Origin of the sequence: Paenibacillus sp. V4I9 (genome assembly GCF_030817295.1) — a bacterium.
Taxonomy (GTDB): domain Bacteria; phylum Bacillota; class Bacilli; order Paenibacillales; family NBRC-103111; genus Paenibacillus_E.
The window spans coordinates 186,810-209,735 of the sequence record NZ_JAUSZE010000001.1 but is presented as its reverse complement, the minus strand read 5'-3'; the positions used below and the strand labels follow the sequence as shown (position 1 = coordinate 209,735).

Here is a 22,926-nt window from a genome sequence, read left to right as displayed (position 1 = left end):
TACATATTCCCATCATATTCCGCAGGAACGGAGATTTGTACTTTTGAAGAAAAAAAATATTGGATGGTTCTTTAACCCGAGATTAACGGCAAGCAGTGCCCCATCTTCGACACACAAAAAAAGTCCCTACATCACTATTCACGGTGATGTAGGGATACTATTTTTCAAAGACTATTTCGTTGCGTCGATTTGTTTAAGCATGAGTACGGGAGACTTTCACTTCTTGCTCGATTGCACTACCAAACACGGGTTATGTTCGCATTAGAAATTAAGAAATTGTCCACGACTACTCTCATTGATTAAATATTTGATAATTCGTTTCACTACATAATTTGCAGCTTCTTCGATTGAAAACTTGCTTGTATCGATTTCGATTTCCGGGTTCCCAGGTGTATCATTTGTGCTCGAGCTGCCTGCAAGCGGTCTGTTTACATAAACTTCAATATATTCTTTACCAATGATGTCTCGCGCGGTTTCTCGGTCGTTTTCGATCGGGGAATCATTCGATACCAATGCAATAAGTCCAGCATCGTTCATCAATTTTGCAACTTCTGCTAATCGCTGCAACGATTCTCCCTGGCCATTCCCCAGTAACATGGTATGGTGACCTGTCGATACCAAACGTTTTTCGACTTCCTTCGCAAGGGTTGATTTATCCGAAACCGCACCGGTGAACCAGAGGGTTAATGGATTCTGTCCTTTTTGCTGGGCACGAACATCTCTGGTGATTTCCGTATCTAGCTGTACAGATCTGTCGGAGCTTTGAAGGGCTTGGTCTATCACTCCGCAAGCGGATGTCATATTGGTTACACGATCGATCAGAATAAATCCGCCAATGCTTTTATTTTGTTCAAAGGAATCAAAAACGATGTCGTCCGATAAAGAAAATTCACATTTTGCCACTTCATTCTTAACAAGATGATCGGCTGAAACCGTGTTGCCTGTATTAATATCGATTTTATGTTTAATTGCCGTTACGGTACCTGGCAGGACTTTCGTTCCTACTTTGACCAGATAATTCTTGCCTGGCGTCAGTACGGAATCATCCATCCAAAGAATCGTAGCGGAGAAACGATCCGCCTCTTGGATTTGATTATCTTTTGTGAATACACAGCCCCGCGAAACGTCGACTTCACGATCCAATTGAATGGTTACGGGTTGTCCAGCAAAAGCTGAATCCCTATCTTGGTCTGTCACTAAGATACGTTTGACTTTCGCTTTTTCACGACTGGGTAGAGTCGTCAACTCATCGCCGACCGCGATGCTCCCAGCCTCAATCTGGCCTTGGAAACCGCGAAACGTATGGTCCGGTCGACATACACGCTGAATTGGCATCATAAATTGCTTCGAGTCGTCGTTTTGGTGAACATCCACATTTTCCAAATACGGCAGCAACGCAAGCCCTTCATACCATGGCGTATTTGGTGATTTTTTCGTAATGTTATCCCCTTCTGTAGCAGAAACAGGAATCACCTGAATGCTTTCAAAGTGAAACTCAGCGGTCAATTGCGAGAACTCTTGTTTGATCGCTTCAAATTTCTTAGGATCAAAACCCACTAAATCCATTTTGTTCACAGCTAAAACAAGATGTTTAATGCCCATGAGTGCGCAAATCCGAGTGTGGCGCTTAGTTTGGGTAATAACCCCTTTCTTTGCGTCCACAAGAATGATAGCCAGATCCGCAAAAGATGCGCCTACGGCCATGTTACGGGTATATTCTTCGTGTCCAGGTGTGTCCGCTACGATGAACGAACGGTGGTCCGTCGTAAAATACCGATAAGCCACATCAATCGTAATGCCTTGCTCACGCTCTGCCATCAGCCCGTCAAGCAGCAAAGAATAGTCAATTTTGCCGCCGCGGCTGCCAAGTCTGCTGTCTAGTTCTAACGCTCTTTCCTGGTCGGCGAACAAAAGCTTTGCCTCATAAAGCATATGTCCAATCAAGGTGGATTTTCCGTCGTCTACACTTCCGCAAGTGATAAATTTAAGCAGACTTTTCATTTTAGAAATAACCCTCCCGTTTACGTCTTTCCATACTTCCCGCCGCTTCTTGGTCAATAACCCGAGTTGTCCGTTCGGATGAAACCGCACCAAGCGTTTCTTCGATAATGGCATCTAGCGTATCCGCCTCCGAATCGGCTCCGCCAGTAAGAGGATAGCAGCCTAATGTGCGAAACCGCATCTTCTTTATTTCAACTTTTTCATGAGGTTCGAGTTTCAAGCGATCATCATCCACCATGACCATATGTCCATCGCGATTGACGACGGGTCTTTCTTTTGCAAAATAGAGAGGTACAATATCAATGTTTTCTCTGCGAATGTATTGCCAAATATCTTTTTCTGTCCAATTGGATATTGGGAAGACGCGGATGCTTTCTCCTTTATTAATTCTTGTGTTGAAAAGTTTCCACATTTCCGGCCGTTGGTTTTTCGGATCCCACGCATGATTTTTATTCCGGAACGAGAAAATCCGCTCCTTCGCACGCGACTTCTCCTCGTCACGTCTTCCGCCACCAAACGCAGCCGTAAATCCGTATTTGTCCAATCCTTGTTTTAATGCTTGGGTTTTCATAATATCGGTATACGCGGAACCATGATCCATTGGGTTGATCCCTTGATTAATACCTTCCTGATTCGAGTGAACAATCATTTCGATCCCAAATTCTTTCGCTTTGCGATCGCGGAATTCGATCATTTCTTTAAACTTCCACGTTGTATCAATATGCATGAAAGGAAATGGCGGTTTCTCGGGATAAAAAGCTTTCAGCGCCAAATGCAGCATCACGGAACTATCCTTCCCGATCGAATACAGCATCACGGGATTTTCACATTCCGCCGCTACTTCTCGTATAATATAAATCGCTTCAGCCTCGAGTTGATCCAGATGCGTCATTTCTTGTATGGAATCAAGCATCAGTTTTTGCATGGAAAGGTGCCTCCTTTTAATTCTCACTAAATCTATCGTATTTCTTTATATCCTATCAGATTCTAGCTTTAATGCAAAGTGGAAGAAAGTGAAATTTTCTATATTTCTAACATTTTCCTCGAATAATGTCGTATTTTTTTCGAAAAGCGGCACTCTTTAGCACAATAATCACTGTGTGACGTTAAAGTTCACTTCGTCACGCCTGAGTCAGAAAAGCGTGGGGAGTCGAACCCCTGTTCATCTTATCCATGCGAACATTAAACATTCTACTCGTAATGAATTAAAGTTTCTTCACAATAAATATTGGGGACGCAAGATTTCGCGTCCCCAATCAGTCCACAACCCTATTAATCTTTTACTCGATCCCCTATAAATGAAGAATAAATTCCTCATAATTCGGCAAGATAAATTACAAAAGAAAATATGTTGAAGTTCGGTGGGAAGCATCAAATGAGTCACCTTTTCTCTAAATATCTAAACTTAGTTTGACTAGTTCAATATTCGTTATTAATTGGACTATCACATGTTCTACACTCCCTAGGAAATGTATCATAGACTACACGCCTTGTATAAAGATCTACTATCTTCAGTTTTTGTGGACGCTGCTCTTCTATGAAAGAGGTTGCTTCAGTAATGCTTTTAAATGTTTCAATAAGTTTATTATCCTCTGTTAGAACATTACAGGTAATGTTATCCCACACCAACATAGTAGGGCTATAAATTTTAATCTTGCTATTATTAAGAGTTTTTGCATATTTTACTGCTTCTTCTAAGCTATCATATTGGCTAATTACTTTATTGCCTTGATATAACGTATAATCCTTGGGATGATCTAAATCAAACATGGAGTCCGTCGGAAAATCATTATTCTTATTTAAGTTTGGTCCAGAAGTATTGTTATTTACCTCTTTAGACGAGCTACTCTCGATAGATATTGAGCTGTTCTTTTTCTGAGAACCACCTAATAATTTCTCTTTTAATTCTCTCTGTTCCACATCCCATTCACTTATTTTATTATGAAGCATTAGTTGATTATCAGTAAGTTTGTCAGCGTCTAGAGGTCTTCCCGCCTCAGCAGTGTAAAGTCCGGCTTGGAGTAAATTTACATATTCATCTCCTAAACGGATGAAATTCTTATGTAAACAAATAATTTCGTTATTATCAGGTAAGATCATATCTTTAACTAAATATAAATTTAGATCAAATCCATAACCAGCCATTCTAATTTTAGATACTGCTTCCTTTTGACTCATTGAGCCATTTATGTAGTTAAGTCCAGCTTCACCATAGTAATTCAAAAAATTTTGAAGCTCTATGCGAGACTTATCCATCTCATCAAAATACTCTTTTATAGTTAACTTCTTTTTATTATTTTGATTGTTTGGTTCAGAGATCGTTTTAGAAGTGGAACTCGGAATATTTTTTGGAGCATCCCCTACATCTATAGAATAGTCTTTGTCATTGCCCTCTTGAACTACCTTCGAATAACGTGGTGTGCTATTTAATGAATCCATAACTTGAAAAGAAGTAAAAATAAAAGTAAGTAATGAAATTAAAAATAAAATTGATCCTAATTTTACGAACCCCTTATTTTGAACATAGGAGAATGCAGTGTAGATCAAGGATAGTGCCGCGCATAGCACACTAAGTATTAATGCTACTATGATTAAATTATTCATAAAATATCTTCACCTTTTCCAACTTCATATGACTACTCTACTATTTAAAAATCAAGATGGTTATATTATCCGGCATAAACAACAACTGTTTACGAAATCCTCGCTTTCTTTGTTTAATGTCATTTGCTTTACAATGGTATCTGTACCCATGCATTCCCCTCATTTTACAATTTGATACCGATGAAATATTATTTCTTATCGTTAAACTTCATACTTTCCAGTAAACTTTGAAAATCCTGAAACGAACTTTTATATGTAACCTCATAAGCAGAGTTTCGGACGCTATAATATTGCGATCCCGACTTGAATATAATTAACGTATCAATTCTTTTATCCCAATCATGTCTATTTACATAGGTTATTTGAAAAGCGTCAAATCCAAACAATTTCACTTGTTTTTCATCGATGATGTCATCTTTGGAGATAGCTCCCTTTTTCTTAGCACGGTCCAAGTATTGAATCAAAGTCATGTCTTTCGTCTCGTTCACCATTTGATCAGAAGAAATAAATAACATGGTGAAATTGAAATATCGCATAGCTAACTGGATGTTCTCAATATCCTCAACTGTAATGAAATCCTGAACCCTCTCATTCACTTCAGGTTCTACTTGGTCGACTCCGGCCATATTCCTCCATAAGCCATAAGCGGTAAAGCGAAACTTAGCATTCATACTGGTATACTCTTTCTTGCTATAAATCAATACTATTCGTTTAGCCTCATTCCATTCTACCTTTGCTCCAACAGACTCTGAGATAAACCGTAAAGGAACGAAGGTATTACCCTCTCTTAACTTCGGCGCTACGGATAAGGTGGTCAATTTACCATTCACTTTTGCGATAGGGTTGTCAATTTGTAATTCGATTTCAATGTCTTGTTTATGACCAGTTATTGTGCGAGTATTTGCATCCCAGGTTATATCTAGACCCATTCGTTCAAAAACAGGCCTAAATTGAACAAGCGTAGATGAGTTTTCAATAAAAGGAGGAGCACTAAACTCAACGGGATTCGCATCAAGAGTTACTCGAATAGGATCATCTTCTGCTCTGGTATTCCCAGGATTAATAATGAAAAGAGATATTATGAAAAACAGTCCTGCAAAATAATAAGATATTTTCGACATAGATACACTTCCTTACTGAAATAATTGACAAGCTTTTAGTTTGCTCCGCGCATTTCTTGGTTTAACTTTTTAACAAAGATGGCTGTTTAACACTATTTCATGTCCCATGTAATTGAATCATGGCATAAATATCAAAAAATCCATGAACCAGAATAATGGGAATAATACGCCTCTTTTTGGCAAAATAAATGGAGAAAATAAAAAATAAAAGCCCATTTAATATCGCGGGTATTGCACCTTGGTATAAATGATATGACGTTTGAATCAGCGTACTAACTAGCACAGCAATCTCTTCTTTTTTAAAAAAGTGAAGAAACTCGGTTATTCCATATGCCCTAACGATCAACTCTTCGAAAAAAGGATTCACAATTATGAATATGAAATAAAATAGAGTGATATCGCTTTTTAAAAATTCAACGTTATGGGGCTCAGACTTCAAGTGTGGAACAAATAGAAATAGTATAATTTCGAGTACATAGAAAGCAAAATACAGTAATAGCGCGTAACCAAGATCAGAAAATTTGAAGGTCAGACCAAGTTCCTTAAAACTTCTTTTCTGAATTTTGAGTGACACTCCCAGTAAGATTAATCCAAGCACCTCAAAGATCACATTAAAACCGAATCTTAAATTACTAACTTCTACTCCATGGGATGGGTGGAATAGGAGATATGTTGATTTAGTAATCGGCCATACCAACGCAAAACATAATATAACAATTAACCAAATTAACCTTTTTCTTGCCTCAAAGTTTAGCATTACGGTTCTCCTTAAAATCCAATTGACGGAATAACAATGTCTAACCCATGGTTTTTTGCTCACTAGCTTTTCTAATCTGCATTCATATACCTAGTAGCCTCTCGAACAATTTCGAACTTATTATCTTCTGAAAAGGTATAACCCTCGTGTCCAAACACTTCATGAATTATTTTTTTCCCTTCGGGATTGCTTCCAATAGAAATAAACGCATCCTGGATCTTTTCACGCCATTTCGGATCCATATCTGAGCGCACTGAAATGGTGTCGTTTGGAATTTTATTAGTAAATGCTAGGACACGGGTATCTCTAATAACATTAGGATAATCCTTTTGCATCAGGGAACGAATATCCTGAAAAACGGCGGCAGCATCCACTCGATTATTGAGTAATCCTTGAACAGCTCTATCATGACCTTGAAAAAACTGTCCCTTTACATCACGTACAGGGTCAATTCCATTCATTCCTAGCGCTAATCCAGGATAAACATAGCCTGCAGCTGAGGTCATGCCCTGCCATCCGATAGTCTTGCCTTTTAGATCCTCAATGCTTTGGATAGGCGAATCTGCTCTAACGAGAAGCATTCCTTGGTAAAAGTCAACAAGTTGTTGAGTGGTCTTTCCAGTTGGAGCGTCCACACCGTACCGTAAAGCCTGCAGAAGTACATCTGCTGTCTTAAAATTATCGTGGGCAGTAACATATTGATAAGGTGGCAAAAAACTGAGATCGACAGTCTTCGCTTTCATTAACCTTATTACATTGTTATAGTCCGTAGAGACAGAAAGCTTGACGGGAACTCCTAGCTGTTCTTTAAGCATTTTCTCGAGCGGCTTTGCCTTAGCTTCCAAAATTCCTGCATTTTGGGAGGGGACGAATTGCACCCGTAGTTCGCTTGGCACAAAAGTAGCGTTAGATGTGGCACTGTTCTGCGGTAACGGATTCAAACTATCTTGCCCTCTTCCACCTATACCTGAAGATGCCATAATAATTGTGACTCTTCGATCAACAGTGTTCCAAGATACCTTCGCCCCGAAAACTTCGGCAATGAATCGAACTGGAACCATAGTGCTCCCATTAGATACATAGGGAATACTGCTCAAGACAACGGCTCCTTTATTGATATATGCAAACGGTGAACCAAGAGAAAGTTGAACAGATGTACCTTCTTTCTCAGCAGTTATACTTTGATCTTCTTCATTCCAGGTTACTGATGTATGCAGCGCTTCGAAAACAGGCCGCATAGGAACCATAACAGTCCCTTGATGATTTACGGGTGGAACTTCAAAGCTCAGCGTCTGATTATCAACGACAATACTTGCCTTGAGATCGTTGTCGGCCATTGCTATCCCACTATTCATACAAAAGTAAATACTGAGTATAGTTGAGAACATGCACAGCAGAACTTTTCGAGCCTTCATATGTAATCCCCCTATTAAATAAATCTCATGTTGATTAACCCCATTAATAAATTTATCAGCATTACTCGTCTGAGGCTTCAAGGTTTTTCAGTATTTCATGAATCTTATCTTCAAATAATGACCTCCCGATTTTCTGCTACCTACACTTGTTCTACTCACAGCTGTTAATAAACCCAGATCGTTCTCAAACCTATTAGCTATACCTAGAAAGTGTTGTCCCCACCCGCTATTCATAGAGATTTCTTGAAATACACCAGTAGGTGCGAAACATATAGCTAAGTCTGATAATCACTACCATATACAACTAAAAGAGCGAGAAAATCTGCGAGTTTGATAGAAACTGTTATAGTCCGCTGAAGCCTTGATATTACTGGGTTTTTCGAGTCTACTCTCAACTCTAGTAGGCTGCTTACAACGGGTTACTGCTACACTTTATCACCAGTTTAACACCAATTTATCACCAATAATGTTGTAATAAGGAAGCATTACTTTTAATTTTGCAGGACAAGAAAAGGCGTGCCTCCTACACATTGTCTTCAGTAATTTAAAAGGAGCCTGAGCAAGGTTAGGCTCCTTGAAGTATTAAAACTACGACTTTATTTGATGAAGCAATCTGTAGTAACAACCGCTGCTTGAGCCCTCGATGTATCTTCTTGAGATGCAAATTCACTTTCATTGGTTCCATTCATTAGATTCAATCCGGATGCTACCCCGACATAAGTGGCCCAGTCGCTGATACTTCCTTCATCGGTAAATGTTACTCCTTGTGTTACCGGTAATTCCTGAAGCTTCTTGCCAGTCGCTTGTAAGTAGGCATTGACCATCATCACAGCCATTTGCTGTCTTGTGATATTAGCCGCGGGAGAAAAAGCATGATCGCTAACCCCGTTCACAATATGAGATTCAAATGCAGCATAAACGGAACGGAACTTTTATACCAGGAACTATCGTTAACATCGGTAAAATTCTCCTCGACTTTGGAGCTTCAATGCTTTAGAAAACCGAGTTACGAATGTGCACTTGTCATATTGGAATCGGCTATATAATTTCCCGTTTTCTTATCCAAATTGCTCAACTGTAAAAGTTAGTGAATTAAAGTTACCGTCTACCCCATTTATGAGGAATGGATTTGAAGATATAAGCATCTTGCCGTAATCGCTGAATCCACATGATAGCCAAGGATGATACGCTGCTATTCACATTCGACAATTTATATAGGATTCACATTATCATTTAAATGCTCTACTAGATCCGGATCGATCTTGATTTGGGACATTATCTGAAAGCCTCCTCGAACACCTCCACAATCTCCCTGCTATCAAAAGGCTTGGCATTATTCAGAGAACAAGCCCTAATATACTGCAAGCGAGGTATGACAATGAGTTTGACCACGAGCGGATCAACAGATAAACTCTCTAGCAATTTAATGGGATCAATTGGAGGATCAATTAATATTACTTTTTGGGCAATATTTTCCTCTTTAAAAGCTTCAATTGTTTCCTTTAAAAGGGCTGTTCCTCTTGGCGTACAATCTGTAATAAAATGGACAGACAATGCAGACGAAGCTAGACGGTTCAACAATGCTGTTTGGGTCGAATCCAAAAGGATGTTCATGTGACCATAATAATTTAAACGCGTTTTTAATTCTGCCACTACTTCATCTACTTTTTCTAAATCATTTTCAAAGTTTCCTTCTATGCATAAGAAATGTCGTTCCATTCGATCCGTTAAGAAATCGTTGAGACTTACAGGTTCCAAGCCGTACTGTCTTAGCTTCGAACTTCCAGTAAGGTCCAGCAACAACGTGTTTTGCCTGCGGGAAATGACTCCTGACCAAGTTAAGGCAGTAGCTGTTCGCCCAGTATCAGCAGGTCCTACGAATATACGAAGCGAATTCTTAATGACATTGTCCACGATCACAACATCTTCTACTCTTTGAGCCCTCAAAAGATTGATAAGTTTCTGTTGATACTCTATAATCGTCGCATCTTCTTCACAAAGTTTAAACACGAGATTAATGAGGCTCTTGATCTTCTCTTCAATGATCGACAAGGAAACTTTATTTTTCTGCAAATCACCAATAAGTTTAGTCGTCACTGCTGCAACATTCTGAGGTGTAAAAATGGGTTTTATCGGTTTCAAGACCTCTTTTATATACTCATTCTTTGACGGAATTTCCTCTTCGAAATTAGTAAGAAGGTCAGTTACACTCCTATCCATTGCCTTGTATACTTCAATAATTTCTTTAGATAATTCCATAAGATCTAGCTGAAGGTTTAGCCTAGATTCAATAAGAGCCTGTAATTTACCTTGGTCTTCGTATACCAATTTCACAGTAGACATCGTATCTAGTGCATTTCTGATATTGTTAATACGCGTATCCACTGTCAACTCTGCTGACTTCACAATAGCTACCATAATGGCAATAACTTTATCAGCTATAATGTTGCGCTCAACCCCTTTATAAGCTGAACGCTCCACGCCAATTTGCTTTATTTTGTCAAACCGAATTTCAGCTGTTAACGAAGTATCCTTAAATACATTGGCTATCTCGCTGTCTAATGACTCTAACATATTCACTAGTACAGCATAATGCGTGTTCTCATGCATAAGTTCTTTGTAGATCTCATCCTTCTCTAAGGCATGCTTAAAGAAATTGAAATCAGCATATTGTCCCATTTCTACTACTCTTTGTTCAAGAGATTTAGTTGGCACATAAGGTTGTTCAATGGCCGCACTTACTTCAACTTCTGCTCCAGCATCAATAACTGCCTCTGCAATATGAAGGTTATCACGAGTCTTACCATCTCCTGATTCTATTACCCTGTTATCACTACCAATTAAGTTGGTCTCGATAATACGATTAACAGTCTCTTGTATAACTTCTAGAGTAACCTTCGCGATTTTAACTTTTTGGACGCTTCCTTCAATAAGATCGGCGTCCTTGTCTTTTTGATACAAGTATATGACGCCTACCGAAGCATGCTTATTCCTTAAGGCCGCATTTAACCCCTGGCCTGAAAGTCCTCCCAAATCTTTTGGACTTAAGACAACAGCATCCATGTTAGATAAATTCGGATGGATCGCAAGGTTTTCAGCTATTTTACTTATATTCGTTTGAAAACCTTTCTCTAAAAAAGCTTTTTTAACGAAAGGACCTAAAGACGCTCCAAATATCATACACGTTATCTCCTAATCAATTAGTAAACTTCCCTTTGTAATCCTTATAAAACTGAATATTTAGCTGCGAATTACGGTTCTCATTGTAGATATACGGATAATGATAGCCTTGAACGACATTGGCTTGATCGACGAACTGTTGGTTTAGATTATAAGATACTTTAATAAAATCCAGTAAATGGTTCATATAAATTGTCGATGCAGCAAAAGTTTTCTTATCCAGTTCTGCAGTCGCGCTTGAATTGGAACCGGCTATTTTTCTGATTTCATTAAAATCATTATTAAGTTGATCTATTAGATCTTCTCTCCGTTTAACCATGGGCTTGTTGAGTTCCTTCACTTGCGCGGAAAGCTGTGTAATGGTTTTATCTTTTTCTTTTACCTCATTGGTTAAACTCTCTATTTGTGCTTTTGCTTCTTCTAACGTTATCTTTTTTTCAGGGCTAGATGCTGATAGAAAAGAAAATGCCGAAGATACGCTTGTACGATGAGCAGGGTTTTTAAAAAATGTATATGCCGAGAATCCGCCAAGAGCTATTACCACAATGAATACAGAGAGCCATATTGTCTTGGTGCTTAATTTTAAAGATGGGCGTTTATTAAACAGAGCTTTCACCCTCTTTTTTCTATCACCCTTTTTCTCCTCCAAAATTTCAATAGCAACATCAATTTCCCTCGCAAGACTCGAATGTGGATTCTGCAAATGAATTGACCGATATACTTCAATCGCGTCTTTAAACTTCCCTCTTGATTCCAATTGCCTTGCTCGTGCAAGAAGAGCCTCTGCCTTCTTCCCATCATTCGGCTGATTAGCAGCCTCTTTAGGCTTAGCTTGTTCGTTTGCAGCCGCTACCTTCGGTTGTTCATAGATGGCGTATTCCATTTTCGAAATTTCAAGCATCCACTCGCCGAATGTTGGACATTGGCTAAGATCATCGCTATCCCATGCCCTCTCAAATAGTGAAACAATTGCATCTCCCCAATTGGTTCGAATGGCCTGAACAAGCTTATTGTATCGAACGCAGTCAGTCTGTAATTCAGAAGGGGCAAAATAACTTTCCCCCCATGCGTTCTCAAAAAATAGTTCCGTACAAGCTGCTAACATTTCCATTAAGAGCACGGCCCCCGCAAAACGGTCGGAGTTAGCGCTCCACAAGCCCGATTGGGTATTGTTCTGAGATGCATACTGTGGGGCATAACCTGGCGAACCTGCTGGGACATACTCTGGACGTTCGAGATGTGCGGCATACATTTGTTCCAGATCAATTAATTGCACATAATCAATCGGTTTTATATCTTTTTTACTTTTATCAAACATAGGAAGAATAAGGTTGGGAGCTGAAAGATCACAGTGGGACAACCCGCGCTGCTCCATCGCAACTAACGTGTAGGCCAAGGCGTAAACTGCCGAATAACTTTGTTTTTTGGTCAAACACTGCTTGTTCAATAAGATATCCATCCAGGTCGGTCCTTCAACCCAATTCATAACAACTGCATAGAGAAGATCCGACTCATTACTTAGCAATTGGGTATTGTTCTGAGGCGTAATAATGAACCGCTCACAGGCCGAGAGTCCAGACATTCCCTTATATTTCGCAATTTGCTCAGTTTGGAAGGCCATCGAAGGATTAATAAACTTAGAACGAAATACTTTAATTGCCTTCTTATGCTCTCTTTCCTCGGAATAAAGTAAATAAACCGTTCCTTGACGACCCTCTTGACCATATGGAACACCGGGAGCATTAGGATGTTCCCCTACGGTATACATATTTCCATTAATGACAAGTCTCTCATTCACTTCCGGCTGAAATCCCATAAAGACGATTCTCCTTAATCGATAACATTCTATTTAGTGTGTTTTGAAAAGTGAGGTGTCCCAACGCACATGAAATACGGACATATCATCACTAGAAGGGTTTTGGCCCTCCTTAGTTAATGTCAGTTGCAGCTGCTTCCCAGAAATTCGCTCCAAGTTGTTAAGTGCCTTTAGACCGTCCGAGTACAGCAATATAGAACCTTGGCTCCCCCAATCACGCAACGTTTCACAGAAGACATGAGGCATTCCACCTACTGGACCACAAGTGCTATTCCATTGATGGTGTGTGTAAAAGCGGTCTCCTAACTTCGTTGTCCATTCAGTGTGATCTGTCCACAGCCGCAATCGCACGTCCCCCTGCCAGGCCAATAAAATTCTGCCTTCTGGGAATTTCTTGCTGGGGAGGTCGATCCGTCCACACCCATAAATCGCACCGCTGCCGTGCTCTTTTTTTGCGGCTAACACTTCACGCAGCATACCCTTAATATGTGGTGGGATTTGATGCCCCTTTAAACTCTCTGTTGCACGAACGGCTATTTCCTTTAAGTACTGATTTAAAATTTGTTGTAGCGTTTCTTCGCTCTGATCATCCTCATTTATATTAATAAGCCAATCTATGAGATGATCTCCTAGAAACTTAGCAGCAAAATCTCCAAAATAGGACATGCTAACTCCATCACAAATGACAAATAACAGGCTCCCCTCCTCTTCGAGGAAAGACAAATAATCTTGTCCACTATCGCCCGCTTCTCTTGTCTCTGCTGAACGTGAATAACCGTATTGATAATCCCAAAACGAATGAATAACCTGTTGAACCTCGGTTTCTGTCTGCTGAGAAATCTCAATCCTCTTATTCATAACTTAGTAAATCGGCGTCGCGGCTGACATTTGAAAACCTAGCGACACCAGTTCAGGATTGGTTCCCGGAAACATAAGCAAGGAATCTTTAGCAAGATTAAAGTGTGCCTCCCGCATCATTTCCCGGTAACTTTCGGGGATGACAGAAGACATCAATTTCAATTTATAACCATAATCATCCCGAAAAGCAGTATCTTCTCGAACACCTTGCCAGCGCTTAGGCTCGTCTACCTCTTGTTCAAGAACATCATCAGAGATAAAAATATTTTCGACAAGCACATTACCATCCTTCACTGACATATCCATTATTCTGCGGACAATAGGCTGCGGATCCTCCCCTGTATACACGCCGTCTGTCATATGACAAATCAAAGGAGCCGGACAATCCTGCATGGTTGGAAGCTCATCTTGTAACAATTTTTCAGCGTATTGGAAAGCTTGAGAAGTATCTGTGAATCTGTAAGTCTTAAGAGTGGGCATCATGCCCGTATTCATCAACTCATCGATTTTTTTAATTCCTCCTGACAGATCGTGAACCTCATCGCTATAAGCTAAAATAGCCACCCGATAACGGGATGAGATGCGACTTCCTTTCGTAGACCTGAATACCATTTGTTTGAGAGCTACATACAAAGAATCCATAACAATATCGATTCGCCTCTTCTCACCCTTCATCAAACTCATAGAACCGCTAACATCTAATAAATAAATAATTAGTGCTGGATTGCTTTGCGTAGCTTGCGTGGTATAGGCTTGCGACTGAGAAGGGACCGTCATCCCGCCTAATATTTGTTGATGAACTTGAGTAGCCTGTTGATTGATTGCCCCCGGCCTTAGCACTTGCGTTTTCATTATGTCCGTTTCCGGGACACTCTGCATGTTTAATTGACTAAGCTGCTCTTTGACTTCGGAAATATCCTGAAATCTCTTGTCCGGGTTTGGTTCCAGCATTCTTTGGATCAACCGAACAAGCCTATCAGGCACATTAGATAATATGGTATTGAGGTCTCCACCGTTAGGGTAATAATACTTGCCCTCCGCTAGTAAGTAATATAGGACCGCACCGACGCTAAATATATCCGTTCTTCGGTCTGTTTGCTTATTCTCGAATTGCTCTGGAGCAGCAAAAGCAATTGTTCCCATTTGCACAGTATCTGAAAATTTACGTTGATCGTATTTGCGTGCGATACCAAAATCAATCAGTTGAATATTGTCATATTCATCTACCATCATATTGGATGGTTTAATATCTCTGAAGATGATTGGAGTAGGTTGATTATGTAGGTACATGAGAATATCACATAGTTGCTGTATGTATTTCAGTATCTTTGTAAGAGGCATCTTACGCACGGCGCCGTCGAATACCTGCTGCAGTGTGATTCCATTGACATATTCCATGACCAAATAGCATCTGCCCTCGGCATCAGGCTCGAAGTAATCCATAATTTTGGGGATATTAGGATGCGATAGACTTGTTAAAATCCTTGCTTCTTCGAGAAACACTTCGTTATTATCAACTTGGGTTATTTCTTTAACAGCCCATATTTTATCGTTAAGCTTCGTATCTTTGACGAGGTACACACATCCCATACCTCCTCGGGCAATTAACGATTCTACCTTGTATCTATTTCCAAGCATATTACCTGGTTGCAACATATGATCACCGGACCTTAAGGTTTGTTTTATTTCCAAGAGATCTTTAAGAGAAAATCATCCCCATTTGTTTCTATCATCAAGTCTCCATCATTAACAGTCTTAATCCCGCCTTTTAACTTGGTTACTGTATCAACTGATAAATTAGTAGATATTCTGTCTATATACTCCGACATCTTTTCGGGATTAGAGACAGAGCCTAACTTTATATAATTAATTCCTACTCGTGCATCAATGTTTGACCCTTTTGGAAGTATGGGAGTATCTCCATTGTTCTTAACGACGTCGGACATTTTAATAAATAACTTTCCTCTCAGAGAAATACCCTCCATACTACCAGATGCATCTAATAGACGCCTCATTGTCACTATAGCCTGTTCCCTAGTGTATGGATCATACGCTCTAAATCCGATGTCTGTTCCTTGAAATATCTTAGCATTAGCAGCAATGTTGACACTTTCTTTGGCCCAATCTGCTATAGCTAACTTATCAACGAACTCAAACTCAGTGGTGGATAGATCCGACATCCTTATCGACATTAGCATGTTAGCCATCATTACTGCTGATTCTTGTCTTGAGATATTAGCTTTGGGTTTGAACTCCGAATCTGAGACGCCATTAACTACTCCGGCCCCAAAAGCCTTGTATACGTGAAAGTCTTCTGTATCATTAAATTTCACATCGTTATGCACCCTAGATAATGCAAACTTTGCAGGAGACATATAGTCAATTACTGACACTACCAATTCAGAAAATTCTTCTCTGTCTATAGTAGACTGATAATTGCTTTGCAATCTCTGCGGCACTATCCCTTTATCTGCCATATATTTAACATCATCTTGAGCCCATGAAGATACTCCATTAGTCTTAGGCGAATTATTAGGAGAAGTAACTTGAGACATGTTGTTGTATGTAGAACTGGTTACAGATTCTTGTGCTTGAATATGTACACCACCATAATATCCGATTGTTGTAGCAGCTACTGCTAATGTTAATGCTCCTAATACTACTTTAAACTTTTGCATTTATATTCTCCTTTAACCCGTTCATGGATATAGGAGTAGCTGACCTTTTGTAGACCATCTACTCCTATGTTTTTTATTAATGTGTTCCAAAGACATCCAAGTCATCGGCCGAAGATTTATTCGAAGAGTAAATGTTGATAACTGGATATGGGATACTTGTTAATGGCCAACTTGTTCCCGCAATATTTACATTACCGTTTGAGTTAGGAGCTTTGTACTGTAAGACATACGTATCCCCCACAGCCTTAATATCAGCTGCCATAACTATAACGGTATTCTTATTTCGGATAGCGTCAATGTTAGCTTGTGTTGCAGGTTGCCCTGCTGCTACTGCTACGGCAGATGAAGGAAGAGCGTAAGTATAATGCCACCTTTGTGCTTGCTCCATGTACTGTGCTGCTGGTAACCTACTTCCTGGATTCTTGTCCCATCCATAGGTACTTGTGTTACCAATGTATGTTCTATTCCGTCCAGTTGCATACATGATTTGTGCTGTACCGTAAGCGTAGTTACTTCCATTAGGTCTAGATGCTTTACCAGTTACAGTGTCTCCTCCAGTATTCTGAGCGAAATCTGCAATGGTATTAGTGTTCGCTGCTTCTTGAGCAAACACATTACGTCTACCAGACTCACCTAACCAATCTAATCCAACGATATGCTGATGTATCGTCATAGGATTCCATCCAGGAACAGCTGCTCCGTGTTTATTAATAGGTTTATAATCACTGTTAACATCCATGTAGATATCCACCGGTTGGATGTTACCATTCTGAAGATTAAGAGCGTAATAGTATGGAATGATCTGCAGATTACCATAGTAGTTACCGATAGTTTGGATATCAGATAGAGTGTTGTACCCTAATCTTATAGGTTGAGTCTGTAGAGCTGGAATGTTGTTCTTCTCTGGCGATAACGGGAATGAAATTGGAGTCTGTCTTAAGTGACCCAATAATCCCCATGTATCTAGATAGTTAGTCCCTGCTGTTACAGGATAACCTCTGATATCAGTTAGGTCCCCTACAATCTTGTTCTGTTGATTCTGATTTACCTTCTTAACTACATTCTGTACTTGCCACTCAGTAGGAATTAACGGCATCTTGAACAAATTAGAATATCTGAAGTCACCAGTATCCTGAATTGTCATATTACCAATACGACCTACTACGTCCACATTAAACCTCTTAAGCGAACTATGCTTAGCTGCATGTGGTTTAGGAGTTCCATATCTAACTTTATTAGTCGGAACGTCATTATCCATCTGACCATTGATTGCAATACTCTTCCACTGTACTAAAGCGCTTAGTCTTTCTCTGTCTGCTAATGGCACATAGAAGTCATACTTACAACCATAACTATTGCAGTCTACCTGTAATGGTATCCACTCTTTAGCTAGGTACATATGGTTATTGTAAATAACATTAAAGTCATATTGGACATATTTCTCTTTTGTCCATTCTGTTACGTCCATATCATCTACAAAGCCTTTCCCCCTAGTATCAGTAGTAGCAGAGATACCATTAGCACCGTCCCCAAAGAAGTCACCTCTATTAGGGAAGTAGAGTTGGAATCCGTAATCTAGCACTACGAAGTTACCTGGAGTAAACCCTCCAGCAGGTGCTGCTGGATTCTGCTGCTTAGCTGTTGTAATGTAAGCCTCTGCAGGGATTGACGTTCCTGAGGATCCGGCTAATACAGGTACATCAATAGTAGGAGTACCTACTGCTGCGTTTGGAGGAGATTTAATAGATACTGCACCATTTCCAGTGTGACCCACTTCAGTCCCACCTGCCGGGGATGGCATAGTAAGATTACCTTGGACAATAGCAGTGTTAGATAGAGTTCCTACGTACGAGGATCCACCTCCACCACCTCCGTCAGAACCGCATCCTCCAAAACCACCTTGACCTCCAAAGTAACCGCCGCCGCCACCACCATCGTCAGTAGCCCCACCTTGTCCTCCAATACCGTTGGCATTGACTCCTGGCGCTCCACTTCCACCGCTGCCTTTAGGGGTGTTAATTCTATCCCCTCCTAAATCTCCATCTCCACCAAAGGATTGTTGTCCTGCACCACCACCAGCTCCAGCTACAAGAAGTTTACCTCCTGCTATAGATGTTATAACTTTAATTGATTTTAATTCATAGGCTACGCTGCTAGACGCACTGTTAGCTATATCCATGCGAATACTATTTATGGTATGACCTGCCCATCCAGCATCGCTTCCCATAGGTACTATATACGTTTTGTAACTAGTATCGCCAGTAGTCATAGCAAACCTAACTACTCTGCTCTCGGATGGACCACCCTGCTCGTTACTAATATAGAATTCACCTGATGGACCGTTACTGGTATTCTTTACTATTAGTTCCACGTAGTCAGTAGAGGATCCTACAAATGACATAGCAGGAGGAACGATCCACGTATCTGAACCAGAGTAACCAATACCATATCCAGCTCCTGCAGATACTCCTGAGAATCCATTAGTGCTTCCTCCAGTAAAGTCCCAAGCATACAAAGCTGTTGGAGTTCCTGAGCTTCCTCTAATATCTGAGGCTCCTCCACCAGAACCAGAATAAGTACCCCCTGCTCCTCCACCGTTCCAACCACCTGCTCGTGTTCCTGGAGCATCACAGCCAGCGCTTAATTCCTGTCCGTGAGATCCTTGACCTCCTACGTTAACAGTTAATTGTTGACCTGCTGTCAAATCAATCTTACCTGTTGCGTAACTACCTCGTCCACCTGTCCTTGCTCCATATCCAGGATCTCCTGTATATTGAGCATTACCACCTGATGCTCCCCATGCTTCTAACGTATACGTTCCAGCTGATGGAGCTGTGAAGGTCTGAGAGCTTCCGGTGTAATTGAATAGCTTAGAAGTTCCAGAATTTGCTGGAATATAGTCAGGATTAGGAATAGTCTGTGTTGTGTAGACTCCCTCTACAGGAATGAATTCTTGTATGCTCATGTTCTTGAGTTTCAAGTCATCAGCAAACATATATTCAGCTACACCTGCTGTAGAGTCAGATTGACCGTTGCCTTTTACGATGTGAATTCTAACTCTATTTACATTAGGGCCCGTAGTAAAATTAGTAACATGATTAGTAGGTGTGTATTGCTTTGTTTCAGACCCACCACCTACAGTTTGATACAGACTTCCATCACTGTTATATACATCTAAATAGAAGTTACCTGTACATCGGTGACAACTTATCTTACCTTCAAACTGATAGTTTGTATTAGGCTTGATTGTCACATCTTTGTAGTACACCCCTATATAGTTAGGACCTGTGTTACCTCCTACGTTCGGAGTCGTATTGATCTCGAAAGAATGCAATCCAGATACTACCCACATATCACCTGTTCTACTAGTGAATCTCACATTATTGTCTGGAGTAGAAGTCCACGTATTCCATCCAGCTACTAAGCTGTTTGGATTAATGTACTCTGCATTTCCATTACCAATAATGTTTTGACGGTAGTTAGGATCTAAAGTCTTTTCGTATTCAACTACTCCTTCTTGCTTATTACCACCTAGAGCCGCAGAAGCTGGAGTTCGTTGATCCATACTGCTAGGTAGAGATATAACCATAGCATCTTCAACTGATACTGGATCATGTATAACAATGTCATTTACTTTGGCATGAGATGATGAATAAGTGCTTCGATAATATTGACCATTATCATTGTAAGTAGGATCCAATGTTTGATTGTAAGGAGTGCCTTCATTATCAATATCGTAGCTTTGTATAGATTTGTAGAATACACTAGACTGTCCTGTCAAGTATTCTCCGTTAGGTTTAGTGTCTGGAATATCTAAATTGGTCTGCATTAATCTAAAGAATGGTGCTGGACGACTTGGTCTATTTAGACCTGCAGGCAAGCTATCAAATACTGTAGATGTTGTCCCTAGACTACCACCAGAATACTTACTACTTGGTACGGAGAAATTACCGTTGTACGACCCTACATGTACTTGCGTCTCTGTCCAATTAGCTGCTGAGTTAGGATTGTTAGTCCACATAGTAGCAAAGTTTGTAACAGGAACATCTAATTGATCTGTAACCTTAGCGGTGTTAGATACTTTATCAAAGTACATAACCGATTGATCACCAGAAGATGTTTGAAGAATCAAGAAATCTGATACCGCTGTTACATTAGTGGTAAGATTTCTACGCTCTGTAAACTTAGCTTGCTCATTAATTGCTCCTGTTTTACTGTTAGCTAAACAGTTATCCGAATTACCTTCCGGCCAATATACGTTATCGTGTTGATCTGTTTCAAGAGAATAACGTAACCTACCGCCCGCACTGTCTTGAGTATTAGATACATGGTAAAAGATATTTGGATCGCCTTGTACTACAGAAGCCGTTACCTCATTAGTGCCAATGATATTAGTCATACCATTGACCTTAGATTTATCTAGCTTCCAAACATTAGCCTTAGTGATCTTCATATAATCGAATGTTACAGTTTGAGTCCAAGTATCGGTGTATCCACCTACCATATGAGAGTCATACCCTCCTTGGTCATACCATCTATCCGTGTGAGCTACGACTGGTCCTGGAGGTGACCCAACAGTATAAGACCTACTTCCTGCTGTTACAGTCTCAGTGTAAGGAGATCCACAAGCATCGACCTTAGTTCTAGGTGTAGGAGCTGAAGGGCTGCAATCTGTACAGAAGTTGACATTGTTAATAGGAGACATAGCCCATCCATTAACTACAGAGAAAAACTCTGATTTGTAATTCCTAGTCTGTGTGACTTTAGGTACATATTCAGTCGTAATATCTACGATGAATTCAGATCCACCTGATGCGAAGTATAAGTTACGATTAGTAGGTGTACCTGCCATTGCTTCAAACTCTTCGTCAGATCCCGTACCAGACATCTGCGGAGATCCTTGTTTGATCTCTGACCAATATTGAGGCTTAGATGTATAATGTCCTTGGTCAGGTTTCTTAGCAGGTCTAATAAATGGTGGAATCTCTACTGATGCTCCAGCTGAGCAAGTTATGGTAGCTGTAGTTCCTAATGTCTTATGAGTAGACATGATGTCTATCGTAGCATTGTATCGGAAATTAACATTCTGACCCTCTGCTATAGGATAACTCATAAGATTATCGTTATAAGTAGGTGGAGTTTCTCCGCCTAATAATTTAAGTAAGTTCGCTTCACTTATGTCTTGATAACTTCCAAGTGCTGGACTTCCTACTGGTGTCCATATAGGAGCTGCTCCAGTATTCCCTGAGTTACCTTTAACGACATCAGATCTCCACATTTGTATCCTGATCTTTATATCTTTCCTAGTGTCTAAGAAAGTTTTCCAATCGTCTACTCCTGATGGCGGCTGCTTCATATCAATTTGTACAGGTAGTTGTTTACTTATTGTGCTTCCAGTAACAATACCACCAGTGCTGTCTTTGTCTGGTAATAAGATATTCTGTATACAAGCACAAGTAGTGTCATCGACCTTCTTATACAGCATTATAAGATCCGTACCACCAATTGCTATACCTGGATTTCTAGAGACTGTTGTAGGTCCCCATCTTACATAGTACGGATCTTCTGTCTCTGTATTACAATTTACGAACGTATTATCTACAGTAGGTTGTTGATATGAGCACACTAGCTTGTAAGTATCTGCTCCAGAAACTAAAGTTTGATCTAGAGTAATACTTTCAGAGTCGGGACCTGCTGGCCAACCTAAGGGATCTGCTGGATTAGGCTCTTGTTCTACTGGTTTTAGATCAGCCCTAGTAGCGTCTACTTTCCATTTCTTATTCAATGGCTGAGGTAGACCAGTATATGTAACTGATAAATCAAAGTATTGTCTAAACCCTGACTTGTTTGCCCAATCCTTAGCAGTTCTGATACTTGAAAGAGTTGTATACTCTCCTGGTTGGGAAATTCCATTAATTGTTACCTCGAAAATAGAGTTGAAGTAAATGGTCTTTCCTTCTGTTACATCTTTCAGAGCTGATGGCATTTTGAACTTAGCCTCAACATCCGAAGCTCTCATTCTAAATTTAGATATAGTTCTACCGGGCTGTGACCACGTGTCAGTACTATCTAGCTGGAATCCTCCTGGACCCATATCTAAGCGAATCCAATTGCTATCCTTTAAAGGATTACAATCTCCCGATAATGGGGCATCTAGCTCAGCAGTACAAGTAATGCCATTATAACTTCCATCGGTCGCGTCGGTCCTCACTAACCATCCTATTGTTTTATACCTAGTTCCCGTCTTGGCTGTTTGATCGTTAGATATAAATATAATATCCTTAGTTCCTGTTTCAAAAGAGATTCCAGTATCATTCCCTGTGTCTACACTACCAGCAGCATCTACATTACTAGGTATTAATTGTAATAGTAATGATAATACCAACAGAGATATCATTATTCGTGATATCTCTGCATTCCACTTGTACAGCTTATTCACGGTGTGTACCCTCCAATATTCTTTCGGTACTTAATGCAGATATTTCTACTACTACGA

At 40.1% G+C, this 22,926-nt stretch carries 13 protein-coding genes and 2 pseudogenes; all 15 read right to left on the bottom strand.

Annotated features, from left to right (window positions below; all coding sequences use genetic code 11):
- Positions 1–261 precede the first annotated feature (261 nt).
- The 15 genes and pseudogenes from QFZ81_RS00930 to QFZ81_RS00860 all read right to left on the bottom strand — a co-directional run bounded on the left by QFZ81_RS00930 (position 262) and on the right by QFZ81_RS00860 (position 22,869).
- Positions 262–2,001 (bottom strand): GTP-binding protein, encoded by a 1,740-nt coding sequence (locus QFZ81_RS00930; RefSeq protein ID WP_307601092.1) that lies wholly within the window; start codon positions 1,999–2,001, stop codon positions 262–264.
- Between the two features lies 1 nt (position 2,002).
- Positions 2,003–2,926 carry a sulfate adenylyltransferase subunit CysD gene (gene cysD, locus QFZ81_RS00925; protein WP_307601090.1) on the bottom strand — a complete coding sequence of 308 codons (924 nt, stop codon included), beginning with the start codon at positions 2,924–2,926 and terminating at the stop codon, positions 2,003–2,005.
- 494 nt (positions 2,927–3,420) lie between these two features.
- Entirely contained in the window at positions 3,421–4,605 is a 1,185-nt protein-coding gene (locus tag QFZ81_RS00920; protein WP_307601089.1) for a hypothetical protein, read from the bottom strand.
- Positions 4,606–4,793: 188 nt separating this feature from the next.
- A complete protein-coding gene (locus QFZ81_RS00915; protein WP_307601087.1) occupies positions 4,794–5,726 on the bottom strand; it encodes a stalk domain-containing protein in 933 nt (310 codons plus the stop codon).
- A 97-nt stretch (positions 5,727–5,823) separates the two neighbouring features.
- Complete coding sequence (locus QFZ81_RS00910; protein WP_307601084.1) at positions 5,824–6,483, bottom strand: CPBP family intramembrane glutamic endopeptidase; 660 nt, start codon at positions 6,481–6,483, stop codon at positions 5,824–5,826.
- A 71-nt stretch (positions 6,484–6,554) separates the two neighbouring features.
- Positions 6,555–7,820, bottom strand: a complete 1,266-nt coding sequence (gene phnD, locus QFZ81_RS00905) for a phosphate/phosphite/phosphonate ABC transporter substrate-binding protein (RefSeq protein ID WP_373463761.1) — start codon at positions 7,818–7,820, stop codon at positions 6,555–6,557.
- A 674-nt stretch (positions 7,821–8,494) separates the two neighbouring features.
- Positions 8,495–8,722, bottom strand: coding sequence for an S-layer homology domain-containing protein (locus QFZ81_RS00900; protein ID WP_307606795.1), 228 nt, complete (start codon positions 8,720–8,722; stop codon positions 8,495–8,497).
- A gap of 18 nt (positions 8,723–8,740) precedes the next feature.
- Positions 8,741–8,812, bottom strand: a pseudogene (locus QFZ81_RS00895) (hypothetical protein); the annotation flags it as partial.
- Between the two features lie 361 nt (positions 8,813–9,173).
- Entirely contained in the window at positions 9,174–11,078 is a 1,905-nt protein-coding gene (locus QFZ81_RS00890; RefSeq protein ID WP_307601080.1) for a hypothetical protein, read from the bottom strand.
- Between the two features lie 16 nt (positions 11,079–11,094).
- The gene (locus tag QFZ81_RS00885) at positions 11,095–12,894 is read right to left on the bottom strand and encodes a protein kinase domain-containing protein (protein WP_307601078.1); all 1,800 of its coding nucleotides are present in this window, start codon (positions 12,892–12,894) and stop codon (positions 11,095–11,097) included.
- A gap of 33 nt (positions 12,895–12,927) precedes the next feature.
- Positions 12,928–13,752, bottom strand: a complete 825-nt coding sequence (locus tag QFZ81_RS00880; RefSeq protein ID WP_307601076.1) for a hypothetical protein — start codon at positions 13,750–13,752, stop codon at positions 12,928–12,930.
- A gap of 3 nt (positions 13,753–13,755) precedes the next feature.
- The gene (locus QFZ81_RS00875) at positions 13,756–14,529 is read right to left on the bottom strand and encodes a vWA domain-containing protein (protein ID WP_307606793.1); all 774 of its coding nucleotides are present in this window, start codon (positions 14,527–14,529) and stop codon (positions 13,756–13,758) included.
- Positions 14,530–14,682: 153 nt separating this feature from the next.
- Positions 14,683–15,390, bottom strand: a pseudogene (locus QFZ81_RS00870) (serine/threonine-protein kinase); the annotation flags it as partial.
- A gap of 44 nt (positions 15,391–15,434) precedes the next feature.
- Positions 15,435–16,430 carry an S-layer homology domain-containing protein gene (locus QFZ81_RS00865; protein WP_307601074.1) on the bottom strand — a complete coding sequence of 332 codons (996 nt, stop codon included), beginning with the start codon at positions 16,428–16,430 and terminating at the stop codon, positions 15,435–15,437.
- 76 nt (positions 16,431–16,506) lie between these two features.
- The gene (locus tag QFZ81_RS00860) at positions 16,507–22,869 is read right to left on the bottom strand and encodes a glycine rich domain-containing protein (protein ID WP_307601072.1); all 6,363 of its coding nucleotides are present in this window, start codon (positions 22,867–22,869) and stop codon (positions 16,507–16,509) included.
- Positions 22,870–22,926: the final 57 nt, after the last annotated feature.